We start from the raw sequence: 20,944 nt of genomic DNA on the forward strand, positions 1-20,944 counted from the left end.
TCGACAAGTAAGGCGAAAAGTTTGAAGACTCCTGCGGGGATGCTGAAGCGATAGCACTCACAGCTTTTCCTAGTGCGTAAGGTATAGTTTGCTTATGGGAATTACAGAGTCGAAAGGTTGAGCTAAGAGTGAGGTTAGACCGCTACACCATCAATGAGTTGGTTGAACTTCTCAAACCATTCCTGGAAGATGAGCGAAGCCGCCGTCCTTTCCTATTCGTAGCGCTTGGTAATGATATACCTGTGGTGCAACGTATAATCTGGAGTGGTTCTGTAGCGACTTTTATACCGGACATGGTAGAAAAGCTAGCAGACTACGGCGAAGTTGAATCAGGTAGACAAGCACTTTGGGCATTGTTGGAATATGTGCGCTCTCAAGCGGGTTTCGATGTACGGCAACGTATCGATAAACTGCGTCCTCTGATTAATTCGCGTCCTAAGTCAATGGACGAGCTGTTAGCGCTACTAGCTGACCATATCAATTTTATGTTAACTATTCGTTTATGTTTGGATACTGCTAAAAAGATACAGAATGCTGGAAAACTTTCAGAAGAACATCGAGGCACCATCAATATATTGAAGAATAAGGTGCAATCTTGGATAATTCCGAACGAACATTCATCTGAAATGGCAATTCAAGCACAAGTATTTCTTAGAGAAACAAGACAAATTCTCGAATCTGAGATAGAAGAGTTATCTTCGCAAGGAAGTAATAATTTACTGCAAATAGAGCAGCTTAAAGTTGAACTAGAACAAAAGATAAAGCCTTTAGAGGAGCAACTTCAAGTTATTAGGCAGTTTGACCAAGACTTAAAAGCTGGCCAAGACGCAGCCAAATGGCTAGATAAGAATCGAGCAGCTCTGGCTAAAAGAGCTGGGAATGTCGCTTTAGATGAGTATCAAGAGATAAGAACAGATTTTTCACCCGATGAGATAGATGATTTCTATTGGGAAATTGAAAAGTACTTAGAACGCATATCTTGGTGTTTAACTTGGGGTAAATACGACCTTATAGAGGAACCTGAGTTCCAAACCTTACCTGTCTATGCTTATAAAATGTCCTTCACCTATATTAGAGACCAAAGAATTCCTAATTCCTTGTCTAGCCAAGCAACCACAGAGCTAAAAGCTTGTATCACCAATTTCATACAAAGACTATCGTAAGTAAATTAAGACCTATTTCTAAGATGTCTTTGGCAATTTCGGAGAGCTTTTTCAAGAGCTTGTTTTTCTAGCAATTCTTGAGCAGCCTTATCGGCAAGCTCACCATATTGTTGATTGACCTGCTGAACAGCGTCATGGAGAGTGACTCCTTGGTCTAGAAGACTAGCTAAAGAATCTCTGAATCTTTGATAGGCAGGTGACATATCAAAAAAATTAAATTAAGGATTACGTACTTTGTATACGCTTTACTGATTTTTTTTTAAAAGTCCGGAATTCTATTAGAAAAAAAGGAATTTCGACAAAAGCGGCACGATTGTAGTGGCTATGACTGATACTGAGTTTTTCCATTATGAGAAGAAAAACTCAAATATAAAATGATCCTTAATAGGAGTAGTAACTGTGACCGTTTAGCTAGAGCAGCCAGACTTCCAACGACTAACCCACATTGTTCAGAATTTACCCGGCTTTGCTAACGTGCGATATCGCAAAAACATATAAGGTTATGTCAATAATGCGATCGCACTTACAGCCTTCTTCACTGAGTAAGTTATGGTTTGCCTATAGGGATTACACGGTTGAAAGGTTGAAGTGAGGGTGAGATTAGATCCGAACACCATCAATGAGTTGATCGAACTTCTCAGACCATTCATAGAAGTTGAGAAAGACCGTCACTCCATCCTAGTCTCAGCACTGGGCAATGATGCACCTGTGCTGCAACGCATAACATGGAGTGGCGCTGTTGCGACTTTCATTCCAGATATGGTGTGCAAACTGGCAGAGTATGGCGAAGTTGAACCAGGTAGACAAGCACTTTGGGCATTGCTGGAATATGTGCGATCACAAGCTGGTGTTGATGTACAGCAACGTATCGACAAAGTGCGTCCCTTGATTCATTTGCGATCACATTCTGATGCAGCAACTGACATAAGCTCTGGTATCGAAACCCTTGATATTGATGTCCTGGTGCAAAAAGTGAGATCGCGCCTACACAAAGACATCCAACGCTTGCATGGCACGATGCCACTTTGGGGCGTGGATCGTTGGGTGCCGTTGGGTGACTTGTTTGTCGATGTCAATATTCTGGAGGAGTTGAGCAGTAGCTGTAGGTCGGAACTCGATGACCTGTGGCAGGACTTCACGACGGGGATGCAGGGGTATTCGAGCTATAGCAGTTTAGATCGCATTGGCTTGGGCAAAAAGCGGAAACGGGTATCGGGGCTGGAGGTGCTGGCGAAGAATACGAACCTGATGGTAGTGGGTAAACCGGGTTCGGGGAAAACTACGTATTTGCAGCGAGTGGTGACCGAGTGCAACACTGGGAATTTACAAGCGCACCGGATTCCAGTGTTGATTAAACTGCGAGAGTTTGTGGAGGATGGGCGTGAGGTTGCTTATTCGCTAGAGCGTTATCTAGAGCGGTACTGGCGGTTATTGGATGCAGAAGAAACTCAGTTGGTACTTGATCGAGGTCGGGTGCTGGTGCTGTTGGATGGGTTGGATGAGGTGACGGGGGAGGATGGGAAGAACATCACAAAGGAAATCAAGCGGTTTGCTCGTACCTATCCGCAGGTGCAGGTAATTGTGACCTGTCGGACGCAGAGCCAGGAATCGCGGTTTGAGCGGTTTGATTATGTGGAGGTGGCGGATTTTAATGAGCCGCAGGTGCGGGCGTTTGCCGAGCATTGGTTTAAGGCGGTGATGGGGGATGAGCTGGCGGGACTGGCGAGGGCGCAGGAGTTTCTGGGGCTGCTCTTTTTGGAGGCAAATAAGCCGATTCGGGAGTTGGCAATTACGCCGATTTTGCTGGGTTTGACCTGTGCGGTGTTTCACCAGACGGGGAAGTTTTACTCAAAGCGTTCCAAACTCTATGAGGAGGGATTGGAGTTGCTGCTGGAGCAGTGGGACAAGTCGCGGGAGATTGAGCGGGATGAGATTTATCGGGATTTGTCGGTGGAGCGGAAGCTGGAGCTATTGAGCTATCTGGCAGTGAAGAAGTTTGAGCAACCGCAGTATGTGTTGTTTGAGCAGGAGGAGATTGAGGGTTATATTGCAGAGTTTTTGGGGATTGGGCAGCGGGATAGTCGAGTGGTGTTGAAGGCGATCGAGTCTCAGCATGGGTTGTTGATTGAGCGATCGCAGAAGGTTTGGTCATTTTCCCATCTAACGTTTCAAGAATATTTTCTAGCTAAATATGCTATTGATAACAGCTCCACACAAGAAGAAGTTTTCCAACAGTTGGAAGTTCACATTACAAAATCTCATTGGCGAGAAGTCTTTTTATTGACATTAGAGTTATTGGATAATGCTGACAATTTTTTGTTAGTGATGAAATGCAAGACTGATTCTCTTTTGGCAAAAAATTCACAACTTCAGCAGTTCCTTCACTGGGTAAATGAGAAATCTCAGTCAGCGCCGAATTTTTATAGAACTGTGGCTATACGTGCTTTTTACTATGCTATAGCCCATGATTCACCAGGCTACTTCTTTGAGGTCAATATAGATAAAATTACCAGCAATTCCGTTTTTGATCTTGATTTAGCGCTTGTTACCGCTCTTTTCTTTGCTGAAGCGCTTACCTCCAAGCAAAACATAATCAATGCTTTCCAAGGAAATTTTGATAAAACCAAAACCCTTGCTATTAAGATTGGATTTACTCCCGGATTTAAAGTAGGAGCGACGACTAGAGATGACCATGAAAACTTGCTAGCCAAGGGTATTAGTCATTCTCTAAATCGGGCTTGCATCCATGCCGCCAATTTTAAACCTCAACTAGATAAACCTTTGAAGGAACTTCTAGAACATTTACATAAATTTGATATAGTACCCGATCTCCATATTTTTTTAGAAACAGAAAGTAAACTAGATATCCGTCGAGAGTGGTGGCGGCATGAAGGAAAAGCATGGACTGAACAGCTTAGAGAATCGATCATTAAACATCAAAATGTAGGACATAACTGGAACTTTAATCCCGAACAAAAGCAATTACTTCAGTGTTACTGTAATGCCAATAAATTATTAGTAGATTGTCTTCATAGCGGTTGTGTGGTGAGCGATCGCGTCAGGGAGGAGATTGAGGAGACGTTGCTGTTGCCTATTGCTGAAATAGAGAATAGAAGAGGCATACGGGCTGAGTTGTGAGATTGAGAGCTAGACAGCAGAACAGTGCTGGTGGTAGCGCATTAATATTGCCCTAAGCCAAAATGTAGCTATCCTCTTGCATAGGAGCAGTAAGTGTGACCGTTCAGCTAGACCAGCCGGACTTTCAACGATTGACCCGCATTGTTCAGAATTTACCCGACTTTGCCAATGTGCGCGATCGCAGACGCTTGGTTGCAGGGGCGTTGGAAGGTGTACCCCAGGCAGATGTAATCCTAGCGCGGCTCGATTTGGATGGTACTGCAATGGGCGTCTCGGTGGAAGTAGTACGCTTCTTGTCACAGTTTGGGCAGGTGGCTTACGGAAAAGAAGCCTTAAGCGTCTTCCTCAACTACATTCAGCCTTTTACTGGCGATGAAGATTCAGACTTCATTTTGGAGCTATTTCAGAAGTATCCCCTCGATGTCCCAGCCACTCCTGACCGCTTGATTGACCGATGGCGCGGAACTAGCAGTGTGGCTGATGTACAGGAAAAGATTATCGGAGAAGATACCCTACGCCACATTTACATTTTGAACTTGGCTCTTGAGGCAGCAAAAGCTGTGGTTCATCTGCGTGTTCCGAGAGAAGGAGGACGACAGGGGGCAGGTACGGGTTTTATGATTGCACCGGATTTGTTGATGACTAACAATCACGTCATCGCTAGTCGGGAACAGGCTGAACAGACCGAATATACCTTCAATTACGAACTGGATATCAACGGGAAAGAGTGCGATATACAGACAACTCAGGCGTTACCGGGGGGTGCGTTTCACACGAATGCTGAATTAGACTATACGGTCGTATCTCTGAAAGATTTACCTCCCTTTGGCAGTCCCCTAATCCTTAAGAGTAAGCAAGTGCGGCGAGACGATCGCGTAGCAATCATTCAGCATCCAGGCGGACATTTGAAGAAAATTTCAATGCAGAACAACTTTGTCGCCTATGCTGATGTCAATGTTGTGCAATACACCACGAATACCTTACCGGGTTCTTCCGGTTCACCTGTGTTTGACGATGAATTTAAAGTAGTAGCAATCCATCACAGCGGTGGGGATTTGACTGAACCAAGTACAGGACGGCGTTACTTACGCAATGCGGGTACGAGTATGATAGCCGTGTTGAAGGATCTACAGACCAACGCGCCGGAAATTTATGCCCTTTTGCCGAGATAGTTAGGCGATGGCAATAAGTAACAATCTCATCCAAAAATTACTGCTCCTTCTAAGACCGTATATGAAGGATGAGATGGAGCGTTCGGCGTATTTGATCAGGGCGTTAGGCACCGATGCACCTGTGTTGTATCGTCTAGACTGGGATACGCCTGTGAATGTTTTTATTCCCAATATGGTGAAGGAACTGGTAGCCTTCGGTGAAATTACCCCTGGTAAACCCGCACTTTCTGCTTTGTTGGAGGTGATTCGTGAAGATGTAGGTGTAGACGTAAAGATACGCCTACATGAGCTGCTTCAACAGATTAGAGAGGAACTGAAGAAACAGCAACCGATTAGTGAAGATCTCAACAAACAGGAATTGAGTTCGGGAATTTCTAGACCACCTGTTCATACTCTCGATATTTACATTTTGAAGTTAGCTTTTGAGGCAGCAAAAGCCGTAGTTCATCTGCGTGTTTCAAAGGCTATGGGGACAGGTTTCATGATTGCACCGGAACTGTTAATGACCAACAATCACATCATCTCCAGTCGAGAGCAAGCCGAACAGAGTGAATATACTTTCAATTATCAACTGGATATTGATGGTAAAGAGTGCAGCACTCATACAGTTCAAGCATTACCAGGGGGTGTGTTTTACACAAATGCTGAACTAAACTACACCATTGTATCCCTGAAAGATGCACCCTCCTTTGGCAAGCCCCTAATTCTTAAGAGTAAGCAAGTGCGGCGAGACGATCGCGTAGCAATCATTCAGCATCCAGGCGGACATCTGAAGAAAATCTCGATGCAGAATAACTTTGTCGCCTATGCCGATACCAAGGTAGTGCAATATACCAGAAGCACCCTACCAGGATCGTCTGGTTCACCTGTGCTTAACGATGAGTTTGACGTGGTTGCCATTCACCACAGTGGTGGGGATTTGACTGAACCGGGTACGGATCAACGTTATCTACGAAGCGAAGGAACGAGTGCGATCGCTGTGTTAGATGATCTAAAAAACAATGCACCTGGAATTTATGACCGTTTGCAGAGGTAGTTAGATGGCAGCAATAAGCGGTGAAACTGTTCAAAAATTATCGCAATTGCTTACACAAATCATTAGAGATGAAGACCAATGCCGTGCGTATTTAAATTTAGCGTTGGGCATTAATGCACCCGTGTTAACTCGTCTGCGGTGGCATACGCCTATGGCTGTTTTAATTCCGTCTATGGCGGAAGAACTAGTTTACTTTGGTGAAATTAAACCTGGTAAACCCGCGCTTTGTGCCTTGTTGGAAGTAATTCGTGAAGATGTGGGTGTAGATGTACGGTCAGACATAGATGAACTGCTACTTCAGGTTAAGAAAGAACTGAAAACACCAGAACCAAATCTCTTCTGGAAGGGTGTGCATACTCTCAAAGGACATTCAGAGTTAGTTCGAGCTGTGGCAATTAGTCCTGATGGTCAGATACTTGCTAGTAGCAGTGGTGATAAGACGATCAAGCTTTGGAATTTGGAGACTGGCAAACGACTTTACACCCTTGAGGGACACTCCAGTGTAGTTATATCCGTTGCCTTCAGTCCAGATGGGAAAACCCTTGCTAGTGCCAGTAACCTGGCAGTTGGAGACGGCAACATCAAATTGTGGGATGTTGAGACAGGAACGCTACAACGCTCACTTGGCAAAGGATTGCTCAGGTTTCGTGTTAGCTGCGTCACCTTTAGTCCAGATGGGCAAACTCTTGCTAGCGGAAACATTGATGCCACGATTAAGCTATGGCAATTGAACAGTGGTAAAGTGCATAGCACTCTCAAAGGGCATGGGTGGGATGTCAATTCAGTCGCCTTTAGCCATGATGGAAAAATCCTCGTGAGTGGAGGTTTGGATGGTGCCATCAAGATATGGAATTGGCGTACAGGTGAATTACTATACACCCTGAATCGACCCTCACCTTCAGACTTAATTGGTTCCTTGGTGTCCTGGTTTGATTCCTCTGTTGGGGGAATTTGGTCTGTGGCTATCAGTCCTGACGGGCAGATGATTGCTAGCGGGGGTTCCGAGCAGCCAATTATGTTATGGAATGCTGGCACTGGAAAATTGGTGCGTACTCTCACGGAACACTCAGGTAAAGTTTATTGTGTCACGTTTAGTCCCAATGGGAGGCTCCTTGCCAGTGGTGGTGATGACAATACGCTGAGGGTTTGGAATTTCCAGACGGGAGAACTGCTTCAAACACTAGGGCATTTAGGTCCAGTTCATTGTGTTGCTTTCAGTTCTGATGGACAAACTCTAGTCAGTGGCAGTGCAGATACGACTATCAAGGTTTGGCACATAGATAGTTAGGCGATGGCAATAAGTAGTGACATCATCCAAAAATTATTGCCTCTGCTCAGACCCCTTATGGAGGAGGAGAACCAGCGTCGAGGGTATTTGATAAGGGCGCTGGGTATGGATGCACCTGTGTTGCGTCGTCTTGTCTGGAATATACCTGTGGATGTTTTCATCACGGGTATGGTGAAGGAACTGGTAGTCTTTGGTGAAGTTACTCCTGGAAAACCTGCGCTTTGTGCTTTATTGGCAGAGATTCGTCAAGATGTGGGTGTAAACATCCAGGTACACATTGATGAGCTAATTGTAGAAGTTCAGACACAAAGGGAATTTCTACCGATTCAAACGCCGCCTCATTTACTTTTTGACTTACTGCTGCAAGTAGACTTTAAGCAGCAGGTGCGGTTGGTGAAAAAAGTCATGACATTGCACCGAATCGCGGCTTTCTTGGTTCACGGTGAGCCTTACTGCGGACAGCAGCTTTTGGTGACTCGGTTATTCCGGCTGAAGCCACAGTGGAAGAATATATCACCCATCAAGATTGATGTGAGCCATAACGGTGTAGGGAGAAGTATCTCTCACCTGTGGCGACAAGTTGCCTCTTGGTTCCATCTGCCAAAAGATGCTCAGCCAAGTGAGATTATCGAAAGGGTTTGCGATCGCCTTTTGACTCAAGATGTCATTTTCATTTTTTACACAGTGGACTATATGCTGCCAAAGGTTCTGGGCGCGTGGCTTCAGGAATTCTGGGAACCGCTGGTGGAAAGGGTTAAGACAAATTGCTGTCCGACTCCAGAAGGGACACACCTGTTAATGTTCCTAGTAGACAATAGCGGCAGCGTTTGTCAGTCAAGTATTGTGCTAGCAAAGCAATGCGAGCAACCGGAGTATCCCCGGATTCCCTTGCACTTGCCACCTGTTAGTCCGTTTCCGCCCGATGTCCTGGATGATTGGCTTGATATGGTGACGGGATTTGCCGATGTGCAGATGCCTGCTGGGTTAACCTCTCAAGTCTTGTTAGAGAAGTCTGATGACGGTATTCCTGAATTTGTCTATGAAGAAATTTGCTGCCACTACGGTCATGATTGGGAAGGAGGATTGGCAAAATGGCTAATTTAGCAGGTGTACTCGCTGCCAGTGGCAAGCAGTTCTACAAGGGCAAGCCAATCTCGCCGGAGGAGTGCCAACAGGACGGACTCGCCCCTTACTTGCCATCGCCGGAACTGATTGATGCCGTCAACCTCGCCATCTTTCTGGAAAAACGCCCCCTGTTGCTCAAGGGGGAACCGGGATGCGGTAAAACTCGCTTGGCGCAGGCGGTAGCTCACGAACTGGGTTTGCCCTATGAGCCTTGGTACATCAAGTCTACAAGCAGGGCAAGGGATGGACTCTACAGCTACGACGCTGTAAGACGGTTGCACGATGCTCAACTGGTGCGGATGGGGGAGGAGAGCAAATCCAAGGTCGATAATTTGGACAAATACATCGAACTGGGACCACTGGGACGTGCGTTTGAAAATCCACAGCGCACAGTGGTGCTGATTGATGAAATTGATAAGGCGGATATTGACTTCCCTAACGATCTGTTGCGGGAGCTTGACGAGCAGAAATTTACGATTGAGGAAACGGGAAAAGAAATAAAGGCAAATTTCCCTCCCATTGTGTTCGTTACCAGCAACGATGAAAAGGATTTACCCGATGCGTTTCTGCGGCGTTGCCTGTTTTATTACATTAAATTTCCATATTTACAATTAACTGAGATTGTCAAGGCTCACTTTCCCGAATCGCCCCCTGATGTAGTAGAGGCAGCGGTGAACCGTTTTACCGAACTGCGGCGGAAAATGGAGAAGGGCAAGTCGGGGAAAAAGGTTAGCACCAGTGAGTTGCTCGATTGGTTTGCGGTGCTGCATCAATTTCCTAAAGATGAGGTGTTGAAGCAGCTTGAGGAGGAACTGCCGTTCCCGGAAGTGTTGCTGAAGAAATGGGAGGATCATCTGCGGTATCTGAAGTATGAAGCTTGAAGAACTGCCACTGCTCGATATTTTTAACAGCCTGCGACAGCGGCATGGTTTGCCGTTGGGGGTTGATGAGTATTTGGCAGTTTTGCGATCGCTTCAGGCTGGCTTTGGTATTGGCAGTCGTCAGGAAGTAGAGCAACTTTGCTGTCTGGTGTGGGCAAAGTCTGAGGAAGAGAATCGCTTGGTTCGACGGCTATTCGAGCAAATGTGGAAACATTCCCCAGCTGAGTCAGGGAATGAGGGCAAGCACTCTATAGATGCTAATGAAACGCTAGCATCTGAACCGCCTTCATCTAATGAACCGTTGCCTGAGTTTGAGACACATCCGAGTCTAACACCAGAACCCGTGCAGGCTGTCCAAGCTGTGCGGAGTAGTCGGCGGGATAGGGAACTAAAACGCCCTCGTTATAGTCTGCTGACTGAATATTTTCCGGTGACTAAGCGGCAAATGAAGCAAAGCTGGCGTTATCTGCGTCGTCCGGTGCGGGAAGGAGTACCGATAGAGTTAGATGTAGAAGCGACAGTGGCAAAGATGGGGCACGAAGGTATTTTACTCGAACCCGTACTGATGCCCCCGCGTTCCAATCGGACTGATCTTGTACTGATGATTGATCAAGAAGGTTCGATGGTGCCGTTTCACGAGCTATCTCGGCAGTTAGTGGAGACAGCACAGGGAGGTGGACGGCTGAGGCAGCTTCGTGTATTTTACTTTCACGACTATCCTGATAAGCACCTATATCGTCATCCCGCTTTGTTGGATGCTCAATCGATTTCTGAGGTACTGGAGGAGATTGGAGAACGGGCGGTAGTGCTGATTGTCAGCGATGGAGGAGCAGCACGAGGGAATTTTGACCAAGAGCGGGTTGAAAGCACTAAGGTATGGATTGAGCAGTTGCAGCAGTCAGTACATTATTTTGCTTGGCTGAACCCGATGCCAAATGAATACTGGCGGCGTACCACGGCTGGGGAAATTGCCCGTTTGCTGCCTATGTTTGAGATGAGTCGTCAGGGAATGAATGCGGCGATTAGCGTTTTGCGGGGTCGTTATGTTGCTTGGGAGAGGATGTACTCATGGCTGCTGTAACATCTAACATTAACCAAGCCCGTGCGATGCGAGTTGCTGTTAAACGGATTGAAGGGTTTGCCAAGCAATTTGGGGAGGCACATCGAAGTTTGGCTCGTCACGCGGCATTTCCCCTCGTACTCACCCCGGATTTGCTCTACCAAATTTGGGCAAACTTTGTTCCGGAAGGCCCTTGGACAGCAGTGGCTCATGTGCTGCTGTCACGCTTATGTCGGCAGGTAGGCTATGAGATGTATGAAATGGATATTAGTGATCGCAATCTGTTGTTGAGGGAACTCAAAGAGCAGTTTGGACAAGAACGATTGGACAAACTGGGTGAGTTTTTGCTGGATTATGTAGCGCAGCGACTTACCGAGGACGATCCAGATACACAGGATTTGCGAGAAGCTCAGGAGTGGACAGCATTGGCATACACGCAACCAACCGAGGCAGCGAATGAGTTAGCCGAGGCTCTCAGTTTGAGAGTGAAACAAGAAGATATGGCAGAGGTATTTCGCCTCGCTTCGTTGGTAGAAACTTTGGCGGAACCACTCATTGAGGCTGGATTTGAGCCTTTACTTATTTATGGTCGTGGGGTGGGGAATTTTTTCCGTGGTGAGTTTGTAGCTGCTGCGACTGAATTTAACAAAGTATCTGGAGAGAGCGAGCAGCTAAAGGTTGCTAATGTCAATTTGCCGATTCCCAAACAGAAACTTGAGAAAACTAACAAGCACACCAGCAAAACTTCCCCAAACAATCAACTAGTAAGAGTCCAGTTAGTTGTTCTCAAAGTAGAAGATGGCAACTTTGAGACAGGTTTTCCAGCCTCGCTTCAAATTAGAGAGGAAGAATCTCTCCCCTTTACAGGAATCTCAGGCAGCTTGCCACCAGCCTCAGAAATTCCTGATCTCTACAGACGTTGGCAGGCAGCTTACCAAAGAATAGTAACTCTAAAAATCAAACCTGAAGCATCGCAGTCTACCAATATTTCCAATAGTTCTAATCAAGCTAATGATATAGAAGATTTAGTCAATAATCTGCGTGTTAGTTTAAATAATTGGCTAAACTCTGAGCAGTTTAGACCTATTAAAGAGGCAATGCTATCGAGACTACAGCCTTCTGACGAAGTACGAGTAATTCTGCAAACTAGAAATTCTTTACTACAGCGATTACCCTGGCAGCTGTGGAATTTCTTCGAGGATTACCCCAAGGCTGAACTGGTACTAAGTGCTCCAACCTATGAAGGAGAAGTTGAAAAATCAATTCATTTTAGAAAGAAAATCAGAATCTTAGCTATTCTTGGTGATAGTACTGGGATTAATCTGGAGTCTGACCGGAGATTGCTAGAAAAATTACCAAATACAGAAACATTTTTTTTGATAGAGCCTCAACAGCAAGAAGTGGACATTCAAATCAGAGATGAACAAGGTTGGGACATTTTATTTTTTGCTGGACATAGTTCTAGTCAAAATGAAGTTGGTAAAATTTATATTAATAAATTAGAGAGTTTAACAATTGAGCATTTAAAAAAATCCTTTAAAAAAGCAGTTGCACGTGGGTTACAACTAGTGATATTTAATTCCTCTGAGGGTTTGGCATTAGGAAGGGAGCTGGTGAGCCTGCACATTCCACTAGTTATTGTCATGCGAGAACTATTACCGGATAGAGTTGCTGAAGAGTTTTTAAAGTATTTTCTAGAGGCATTTTCAGGTGGGCAGTCTTTCTATGCTTCCGTGCGAAGAACAAGAGAGATACTGCAAGAATTAGAAGCTCAATTTCCCCTAGTAAGCCTATTACCAGTGATTTTACAAAATCCAGCCATAGCGCCTCCGACTTGGCAGGAATTGCTTAATAAAAAAACTCTTGCATCTCCTGATTTAGAAGTTAGAGATGAAAAGCAAGAGAAGGTAAAGCAATCCCTACAGATAAACTTAAGTCAATGGTTCCAAAATGTATTTGGCAATGGATGGAAAAAAATTGAAGATATTTGGAATAAAACCGATAGACTAAATGCAGCAGACTTGACAAATAATAATTTTAATAATCTAAATCCAGTGGCAGAATTAATTAATATTTTAAAGAGTAACCAAGATCTAGAAACTTCTTTTTCTGCCATTGATATATTAGATCGGATTGCTCAAGGTAACTCAGAAGCAATTGCGGCTCTTACTGAACTACTACAAACGACTCAAGATTATGAGCTACGTCGCAGAGCTGCGGTGAGTTTAGGACAAATAGACCCTGGTAATGTCCAAGCTGGCGTTCAACTAGCCAGAGTAATAAATCTAGGAATGCAGCCCCATGAGAACCAAGTAATTCTCATGATAAGTGTTATACCTGAAGCTGATAATAAAGCTAATATTCAATCACGGGTGCTTCCTGCTGAAAACCAAACCTATTTACCGCCCAATCTTAAACTGATTGTGTTGGATGAGAATGAAGAAATTTTTTTGGAAGCTCAGTCGCGAATTGCTGATAATTGGATTCAATTAACGTTTATCGTAGAATCGGGAAATAAATTTAGCATAAAAGTAGCTCTGGAAGACACAGGTGTAACGGAATATTTTGTTATCTAGGTGACATCACAATTTCATTAAATTACTCTCAAGCCACCTGGTTATGAACCCGAATCAACTCTCCCCACCCCCAGCTAGCAAAATCTGACCTATTGTAAAACTTAGAAAAACCTTTAAACGGTGAGTAAATTGACAGCCCCTTGACACGAGAGAATTTGAGTCCTGAAGTTACATTTGCTACAACCAACTTAGGCTCAATCTCAAGAGTCATTAAATCCATGACTTCATCTAAAACCGTAGTTAAATCGGTACGATCGCCAGTATACTCATCCTGTATAATCTTCAAAAAGTCATACAAATCTACACAGTCTTTATCTCTGAAACGCACCACCTTACGCTTAGCGTAGGAAAGCGCATTCTCAACATCAAAATCTTTTTCAACCAGCAATTGACGTAAAACTGAAGCTAATCGACCCGCCGCCTCTGCCAGTTTCTCAACCACCATCAAATTAGTCGCTGATTGGGTAATCTGAGGTAAACTTCCCCGCGAATCTTCCTCGTAGTAAAGCCCGTACTCCTGCACAATTAACTTTGCCAGCGTCCCAGGTGTCATCCCCGAATCACTTGTTAAACTGCCCAAAATCGCCGTATAGGGCCAACCCGACAGGGGTTCTACTTCTTGGGAACCCACCATGTAATTCGCATTTGCCCGCAACTGGTACGCCACTTCAACCATGCTCATCAAACAGGCATCCATGCCAATCAAGCTCACCTTTTGCCCCGTCTGCTCCTGGGCTTCCCGAAATGCCTGCTGAAGTTTAGCATTGTCGAGGAAGTCCAAGGATGAATCATCAAACGCGATCGCACGAGACTCCCCATCCTCCAGTTGCATCACTTCCACAATTGAGGAGAGGAAAAAGGCGGAAGACAAGCGAGTATTGCGACTGAGGGAGCGCACCTCATCGTCACTCGCCTTAAGCTGAACCCCACGATTTCGCGCAAAGGCATAGATATCATCTTCTTTCCAACCCGTGCCGTGATTCCAGAGGATGACGGCGTAGTGTTGTGCTGGATAATTCTCGCTTCCCCAAACGATGAAATCTCGTAACGAGCGAGGATCGCCAGTGTTCTGTTCCGGGATGTTTTCGATAATTCGTTCTTCGCTATTGGGACGGATATAGATGCGATAGGTGTGTTCGCGATCGCTGAGCGTATCAAATTGTACGAGTATGGCTACCTCATCGGTGGAGCCAACTGCCTCCATTTCCTGAATATCTTGATAGCCTTGCTCCTCCATCGAAGCCATGAGCCGTTTTCTGCCCTTGAGTTGCTCGAAAACCTTACCGTTGTCCCCCGCTATGTAAACCATCCAAGTCCAGCGGCGATGCGTTTGGGTCATAGTTTGCTCTTAAGGTCGGCAAACAGTTCCTCTGCTTGGGTGACATTCCGATCTTGGATGCTCAATTCCACGTTGTTCAGGCTTTCCAGTAGCAGGGTGTCAGATGTCTTTTCTTTGTTGATGACACGCCGCAGTAGGGTGAGTTCCTTCTCTAACTCGAACAGACGATTGGTGATGATGTCTTCATCTCGATGCACAAGAGCTTCTTTGAGCTTCTCTTCTACCTCTTGCGGAGTCAGGCGGTAAAAGCGATCGAACGTCTTCTCCACAGGTTCTCCCTCGGTGCTGGCATCTTCTGCCAGAACGTGGAGGATGCCATCGTGGTCAACCTTGAACATACAGTTAACCCGAACCTCCCCAGCAGGACGGGTAGTGGCTAAGTTGAGAACGACTTCACCGACAAATTCATTATCCGCCGCGAGCGGTCGCTCACCTTGATAGATGCGGAAGCGGATGCTCTCTTGTCCGTCGCGCTGAGTGGTAAACGCTTGCGGTCCTTTGCGCCATTTGGTCACTGGAATTTGTTCGTTGGCGCGAATGATGGCATCCATCTTGCCATTGGCTAACTCCAGTCCCAAGGACAAAGGTGTAACATCCCACAATTTCACGTCTTCCTTGAGATAGCCGCACAGCCTTGCCCCCAGAACCGCTGCCCCCCTAGCGACTGCCTCATCTGGGTTAACCGAATCATTGATTGTCCAGCCGTAGCGATCGCGCAGTGCTGCCTTGACGGCTGGGAGTCGGGTTTGCCCCTCAACTAGCAACACTTGGTCAATGTCACTTGGCTTCAGCCCTGCCTTTTCCAGGGTGGCATCGCAGATGGCTAAGGTGCCGATGAAAGGCTGCACCAGCGTTTCTAGCTCTATGCGGGTGAGAGTCGCCTCCAGTCCCAAAGCTCGATTATCCACCGTGAAGAGGTTCGGGGTACGAATGGCGTATTCTGTGACTTGGGTGAGTTCAATCTTGGCGGTTTCAGCTGTTGTGCGGAGGAGCGATCGCCAACTATTGTCTTGAAGGGGTAAGTCTACACCGTGCTGCTGCTGGAATGCTGCCTTCATCCAGCCGACAATTGCCAAATCGAAATCGTCGCCCCCTAAGTGAGTATCGCCACTGGTTGCCTTGACTCGAAACAAACCTCGTTCAATCCGCAGAATCGAGATATCGAACGTGCCGCCGCCTAAGTCGTACACGGCTACTGTTTGCGGTTGGGCACCCAAACCAAATGCCAAAGCAGCAGCAGTTGGCTCGTTAATAATCCGGGGAACGCGCAAACCCGCCAGTTCTCCCGCTTCTTTGATTGCCTGACGCTGGGATTCGCTGAAATAAGCTGGGACAGTGATGACGGCTTGGGAGATTGTCTTACTCAAGACAGCCTCGGCATCTTCCTTGAGCTTGCGTAGAACTTGAGCGGAAATCTGGGGTGGGGTGAGGAGTTGCTCTCCGACTCTGACAGCGACTTTGCTCTGCTGAACTTCTTCGATGCTGTAGGTGACTTGCGTTTGGTCGTCGCGTACTCGCTCGTCGCGGAAGGTACAGCCGATGAACCGCTTGACGGAGTAGATAACTTGACTGGGATGGCTGGTGATGCACGAGAGTGCCGATTTCCGACGATGGGTTGATGGGTTTGGGGGTCGAACATCACGACGGAGGGAGTTATGCGATCGCCTTCACAGTTGTGCAGGACTCTAGAGAGTCCTGTGTCTGGCTCCCAGATGGCAATAGCTGAATTGGTTGTCCCTAAGTCAATCCCCAGGATATCTACCTCGTTCACCGCTTGCTCCTCGATTTGGGGTCTGGATGTTTGCTTTCCTGCGCTGCGGCGTCCTTTGCCTGTTGCTGTAAGAAAGAGGAGATGGAGTTATGTTCCCCAGTTGGTTGCCCGAGAAATATTGCCAACTATGGAGCTTCAACTAGGCGCTATACCTGTAGACTATAGCGTTTTCATTTGAAATTTCAAATAAAACACTTGTCAAATCACGCTTTCAGCACTTTTGCCATTCACGAAGCATTTGAAAACGCTATATACATTTTCAAATTCAAACTTACCTAAAAATTTGAGAAATGCAAACAGATAGGAAATGAGGATCTACTATTCCCATGCGACCGACTAAATTAAGCTGAACAGGAGTATCTGTATGTACTATAAAAGGAAGATGACCTTTAGGAGCATCTAAAGTAAATGTCAATTCCTCATAAGTCTTCCAATTGGTCATTGCTTGTAAGAAACCTTTTTTATCTCTCCATCCAACCCGATAGCAGAACTCTGAAAAATCAGAAGAACTTTTGTAGATTTGGCTTTGAATGCTAAAACCAAAACATTTCTGGCTGTACTTAAGCCAAAGAGAGTCAATTTCCTTTATTTCTTCTTGAAATTCATCAAACAGATTTTTTATGTCGTTCTGTTCTAAGAATGCTTGATTTTTTCTTCTTACCAACATAAGTAAAGCTTTTAGTGTTTCTTGATCGGAATCTTTCCATCTACACTCTGATAGTAAAGTTTCTAACGTGAATAAATTTTGATTTTTAGCTATGTTATCCGCTAAGATTGTAGGAATGGCGTTCCTTGTTAAGGCATTTTGGTTTTTAGGATCAGTAGCCTTCATGGGGACAGAATTAGTTTGAACATTAGAATTTTGTATTTTGGGTTCTTGCTGTTCAGCACCATAAAGTGCTGCTCCCAAACAAACTGCTAATTCTGGTTCATCTATAGGTAAAGGCTCTCTTCCTAACTTTTGCTTAATAGCCTCCTTTACATAGGGAATACGGCAGCTACCTCCCACTAATAAAACCTGACTGATTCGCCGCCAATCTAAGTTAGTACTGTGAAGCAAGCTATCGCAACAGTTTAAGGTTTCCTCTATCAAGGGAGCAATCATTCCATTAAAGGTTGATCGAGTGAGCGAATATTGCTCTACTTCTCCTAAGCTTAGCGGGATGGTAATTTCTGTCTCTTGCTCCTCACTCAGTTGATGCTTTATATCACGCAAACGGTCAGCTATTGTAGCCCTGGCTATTAACCCTTTTTTTTCTTTACTCTTCAAAAGTTCTCGAAGCTCGGAGCTACAGTTATGTAAGCAGTTTTGGTAAATCAAGCGATCAAAGTCAGTTCCACCACAATCTGGCAAGCCCTGTGGCATTCCTAGCAGTTCATATCCTAATGCTTTTTTTTGGAGTAGCGTTGCATCAAACGTGCCTCCACCCAAGTCGTACACCAAGATGATGTCACCCTCGTCTAGTTTTGCATTACGGTAATAGTAGATTGCCGCTGCTACTGGCTCTTCCAGTAACTCTACCCGATCAAATCCTGCTTTAATGCCAGCATCTTTCATTAATTTCTGCTTGTGATTCTGGTAAGTTGCAGGAATGGTAATGACAGCATTTTTTAATAAATTTTCACCTCGACTACGAGCTATGCCATTAGCTTTATCTCTAAGCTCACGCAACACCTCGACAACTAGTTCTTCTGGACGCATGAAGCAATCTCCCAACACATAGGGATCAGAACTTCCGAGATTCCGCTTAAATTCTCGCTGGTAGCGTTGAGGATCTCTATTCCGTGCGTTTTCTGCCGCTCGACCAACAAGGACTTCTCCTTGTTTAGTCAAAAATATACTTGATGGGAAAGAATACCCCTGACCTTGAGACTCTTTGACACGTTGTAGCTCACCATTGACCATTAATGCAGCACTGGAGTAGCAAGTTCCAAAATCAATTCCTAGCTTCATTATTGTTTTCTTGATTAGTATCTTGGATTTTCACAGTATGCTCTTACCAACAGAAGGGTTCCTTAAGTTTTCGACGTTGGTTCTTCGTAGGTGTAAACAATTACCTCTTGCGGTCGCACCAACTCTCCATGAAAAAGGTAACCTGGTCTAACCGTTCCACACACCCAGTTATCTTTCTCCGGTGAGTCTGTCACTTGCGTTGAAACTACTTGCTGTCGTTCGTAATTAAAGACATTTGTCTCCTCCAGTGCTATCACATCTCCTTTTGCTAAGACTTGACCGAGTTGCTTATATAATGCCTCCAACATGTCAGGTTTTGGTGCGTTTCCTCCACTCTTAGCCAATAGCACCCAATCTCGAAGCTTAATCAGTTCCTGCATCGTGTTTGACAGTTCTGGTTCCTGCAAAGATACCAATTTTGCGGAGGTTGATAACAGAGGATCTACTGAAAGTTTTGGTTCTGTATCAGTCGTTTTTAACAACTTCACAGTCGAAGACTGACTGCGAGCCTCATGCACGAATAGCTCAGGATGCTTCACTACTCGCTCTAGCAACTGGCAGGTCGATTGCAAAACCTCAACGAGGTTATGCTTGTTTGCAGATACTGGTGATATCCCGTTTAACTTTCGGGCGAGTATCTCTGCTCGCAATGCTAATTTCAGCACTTGTTTTTCTCGACGCTTCAAAGTAAAGAAAGAGCCAAAAATAAATAGAGAACTAAAAGTTACCCACAACAACTGTTTTAACAACAAAAGACCTCCAACTAACTGTCCTAAAGATCGCTTCTCAGGTTTTTGTTTTTAATCTTTTCAAGATGAAAAAATAATGCAGGATAATAGCTCAGGTTATGTAGAGATTTTCCTTTGCCTTCTGGACACGAGACAAAATACGCTCGTAGGAACGCACTAATACGCCTGCTGCTGCCATAGTTTGGCGATCGCTCAACATTGGATCATAAGCTCGTTGCTGCCAGTAATGTATTCGCTTCTCTGCTTCCAGCAGCATCTCGGCAACTGTAGCACGTTCTCCCAAACCTAGACGCTCACCACAGGAAATTCCGTACTCGCCTGTTACTTCAAGTAGTTGCCGTGATTCATCTTCATCAAAGTCGAGTTTGCCTTCGTAGAAACTACGCAGAATATTTAGTTCTTGAAATGCATGTTCCTCAGCTTGGAGGGCTTCAAATTTTCCAACAACCTCTTTGAGAATCTCCTGAGCTGTTCCCTGTAATCGCCGTCGTTCTTGAAAATATGCTGCCGAAATCTGTCTCAAGCTTGTTCCTAGCTTAATTAGAAATGCTCGGCGACCAAAGTGAGAGAGGATAAGATTACATAGAGCGTCGAGTCCGCTGTACTCTACCAGTCTTGTAGCTAACTCTTCAGGTTCCGTAATTCCAGAACGAAGTAGGCTGTAGGACAGGTCTATTCCATACTGACCTAATCGCTCCAAGACCTGTTTGCGTTTGCTGGGTGATATCGGAATATCGTCATACTCCTTCTCGCAAAAGCGGGTAACATTGCGAATTAGACGCTTAAAGCGATCTTCCGGAAGCTGAGCTAGCGCAGTCAGTGTAACGAACTCTTCGGGTTTAAGGGTTTTAGCTCCTAGTGCTAATAACCCACATACAGGTTTAACAGTATAGAGCAACCGACGCACCTGAGGGTGATTTGCTAATCGTTGAGCAATCTGATTTCCAGTAGCAAGGGGGTCGGTAACTTTAGGGTCTGACGCATAAAAGTCTACTTTCGTAAGTACTCCAATCGCATTAATTGGATTGGTTTGCCCCATCCTTTGTCCCTGAAACTCTTCAATAATCGACTTATCTTCCGTCCCAAGGCTACGACTGAAAAGATAGAGAACTGCATCAGCATTAGCTGCTTCAACCTGAGTGATTTCAGTCAGTTCTCGACCGTGAAGCTGTAGAAAATTTCGAGTATTTTGAGAGTCGTCTTCGTAGAATGATTGAAGACCAGGAGTGTCAATAAGGCTGAACATTTTGAGAATGTCATTCGGGTAAGACACCTCAATGTATTTGATACTAAGCAAGTAATCATGATACTTATCTGCGCGGAGAGTTAATTCTGCCAGTTCCTCAAACGACTTCTTTTCAGGAGCAGAAGTATCTTTAAAATAAACCATTAAGGAGGGTCGATTACCATACTTGAGCCAGTTGACATTAAAGGTTGCCTCTACCGCTCCCATTGAAACTATTGCTTCTTCTAGTAAGGCATTCATCAATGTGGACTTTCCAGCTTTAATCAGGCCCACAATAGCTACTCTCATAGGTTGATGTAATTGCTGGTGACATTGCTGGAGTAGATGGTGAAAGTTTTCCAAGTCTGGCTGATCCGTAACTTGTTTAAAAACCTCATTAAAGATTTGATCTACTTTTGCTTGTAACTTTGATTGGCTCATTAACTAAGTCCACGCTCTACCGTCTA

The 20,944-nt window shown here is 45.2% G+C and carries 14 protein-coding genes and 1 pseudogene; 9 read left to right on the forward strand and 6 right to left on the reverse strand.

Going from position 1 to position 20,944, the window contains the following annotated elements; genetic code table 11:
* Positions 1 to 128: 128 nt before the first annotated feature.
* The 9 genes from H6F50_RS18695 to H6F50_RS18735 all read left to right on the forward strand — a co-directional run bounded on the left by H6F50_RS18695 (position 129) and on the right by H6F50_RS18735 (position 13,439).
* Positions 129 to 1,163 (forward strand): hypothetical protein, encoded by a 1,035-nt coding sequence (locus H6F50_RS18695; RefSeq protein ID WP_190429860.1) that lies wholly within the window; start codon positions 129 to 131, stop codon positions 1,161 to 1,163.
* 594 nt (positions 1,164 to 1,757) lie between these two features.
* Complete coding sequence (locus H6F50_RS18700) at positions 1,758 to 4,301, forward strand: NACHT domain-containing protein (protein ID WP_190429861.1); 2,544 nt, start codon at positions 1,758 to 1,760, stop codon at positions 4,299 to 4,301.
* Positions 4,302 to 4,396: 95 nt separating this feature from the next.
* Positions 4,397 to 5,473, forward strand: coding sequence for a trypsin-like peptidase domain-containing protein (locus H6F50_RS28020; RefSeq protein WP_190429862.1), 1,077 nt, complete (start codon positions 4,397 to 4,399; stop codon positions 5,471 to 5,473).
* A gap of 7 nt (positions 5,474 to 5,480) precedes the next feature.
* Positions 5,481 to 6,509, forward strand: coding sequence for a trypsin-like peptidase domain-containing protein (locus tag H6F50_RS18710; RefSeq protein WP_190429863.1), 1,029 nt, complete (start codon positions 5,481 to 5,483; stop codon positions 6,507 to 6,509).
* A gap of 4 nt (positions 6,510 to 6,513) precedes the next feature.
* Complete coding sequence (locus H6F50_RS18715) at positions 6,514 to 7,797, forward strand: WD40 repeat domain-containing protein (RefSeq protein ID WP_190429864.1); 1,284 nt, start codon at positions 6,514 to 6,516, stop codon at positions 7,795 to 7,797.
* 3 nt (positions 7,798 to 7,800) lie between these two features.
* Complete coding sequence (locus tag H6F50_RS18720) at positions 7,801 to 8,901, forward strand: XRE family transcriptional regulator (protein WP_190429865.1); 1,101 nt, start codon at positions 7,801 to 7,803, stop codon at positions 8,899 to 8,901.
* A complete protein-coding gene (locus tag H6F50_RS18725) occupies positions 8,889 to 9,803 on the forward strand; it encodes a MoxR family ATPase (protein WP_190429866.1) in 915 nt (304 codons plus the stop codon). The genes H6F50_RS18720 and H6F50_RS18725 overlap by 13 nt, the downstream gene beginning before the upstream one ends.
* Positions 9,793 to 10,884: a hypothetical protein gene (locus H6F50_RS18730; protein ID WP_190429867.1), complete on the forward strand. Its 1,092-nt coding sequence runs from the start codon at positions 9,793 to 9,795 to the stop codon at positions 10,882 to 10,884. The genes H6F50_RS18725 and H6F50_RS18730 overlap by 11 nt, the downstream gene beginning before the upstream one ends.
* Positions 10,872 to 13,439, forward strand: coding sequence for a DUF1822 family protein (locus tag H6F50_RS18735; protein ID WP_190429868.1), 2,568 nt, complete (start codon positions 10,872 to 10,874; stop codon positions 13,437 to 13,439). Before H6F50_RS18730 ends, H6F50_RS18735 begins: the two co-directional genes overlap by 13 nt.
* Positions 13,440 to 13,467: 28 nt before the next feature.
* On the opposite strand, the gene H6F50_RS18740 is transcribed toward H6F50_RS18735, so the two are convergent.
* From H6F50_RS18740 to H6F50_RS18760, 6 genes and pseudogenes are all read right to left on the reverse strand, one after another.
* Positions 13,468 to 14,778, reverse strand: a complete 1,311-nt coding sequence (locus H6F50_RS18740; protein WP_190429869.1) for a clostripain-related cysteine peptidase — start codon at positions 14,776 to 14,778, stop codon at positions 13,468 to 13,470.
* A complete protein-coding gene (locus H6F50_RS18745) occupies positions 14,775 to 16,364 on the reverse strand; it encodes an Hsp70 family protein (protein ID WP_347277182.1) in 1,590 nt (529 codons plus the stop codon). Before H6F50_RS18745 ends, H6F50_RS18740 begins: the two co-directional genes overlap by 4 nt.
* Positions 16,365 to 16,438: 74 nt before the next feature.
* Positions 16,439 to 16,549 (reverse strand): annotated as a pseudogene (locus tag H6F50_RS28025) (hypothetical protein); the annotation flags it as partial.
* Positions 16,550 to 16,820: 271 nt separating this feature from the next.
* Positions 16,821 to 18,503, reverse strand: a complete 1,683-nt coding sequence (locus H6F50_RS18750) for an Hsp70 family protein (protein ID WP_190429870.1) — start codon at positions 18,501 to 18,503, stop codon at positions 16,821 to 16,823.
* 62 nt (positions 18,504 to 18,565) lie between these two features.
* A complete protein-coding gene (gene grpE / locus H6F50_RS18755; protein WP_199292249.1) occupies positions 18,566 to 19,252 on the reverse strand; it encodes a nucleotide exchange factor GrpE in 687 nt (228 codons plus the stop codon).
* A 91-nt stretch (positions 19,253 to 19,343) separates the two neighbouring features.
* Entirely contained in the window at positions 19,344 to 20,918 is a 1,575-nt protein-coding gene (locus H6F50_RS18760) for a dynamin family protein (RefSeq protein WP_190429871.1), read from the reverse strand.
* Positions 20,919 to 20,944: the final 26 nt, after the last annotated feature.

The sequence above is a fragment of the Coleofasciculus sp. FACHB-712 genome (assembly GCF_014695635.1).
In the GTDB taxonomy this organism is placed as follows: Bacteria; Cyanobacteriota; Cyanobacteriia; order Cyanobacteriales; family FACHB-T130; genus FACHB-T130.

Bases quoted from the DNA above. Each gene is read 5' to 3' on its own strand.
- H6F50_RS18710 (WP_190429863.1), top strand. From the start codon at position 5,481: ATGGCAATAAGTAACAATCTCATCCAAAAATTACTGCTCCTTCTAAGA.
- H6F50_RS18715 (WP_190429864.1), top strand. From the start codon at position 6,514: ATGGCAGCAATAAGCGGTGAAACTGTTCAAAAATTATCGCAATTGCTT.
- H6F50_RS18720 (WP_190429865.1), top strand. From the start codon at position 7,801: ATGGCAATAAGTAGTGACATCATCCAAAAATTATTGCCTCTGCTCAGA.
- H6F50_RS18725 (WP_190429866.1), top strand. From the start codon at position 8,889: ATGGCTAATTTAGCAGGTGTACTCGCTGCCAGTGGCAAGCAGTTCTAC.
- H6F50_RS18730 (WP_190429867.1), top strand. From the start codon at position 9,793: ATGAAGCTTGAAGAACTGCCACTGCTCGATATTTTTAACAGCCTGCGA.
- H6F50_RS18735 (WP_190429868.1), top strand. From the start codon at position 10,872: ATGGCTGCTGTAACATCTAACATTAACCAAGCCCGTGCGATGCGAGTT.
- H6F50_RS18740 (WP_190429869.1), bottom strand. From the start codon at position 14,778: ATGACCCAAACGCATCGCCGCTGGACTTGGATGGTTTACATAGCGGGG.
- H6F50_RS18750 (WP_190429870.1), bottom strand. From the start codon at position 18,503: ATGAAGCTAGGAATTGATTTTGGAACTTGCTACTCCAGTGCTGCATTA.
- H6F50_RS18760 (WP_190429871.1), bottom strand. From the start codon at position 20,918: ATGAGCCAATCAAAGTTACAAGCAAAAGTAGATCAAATCTTTAATGAG.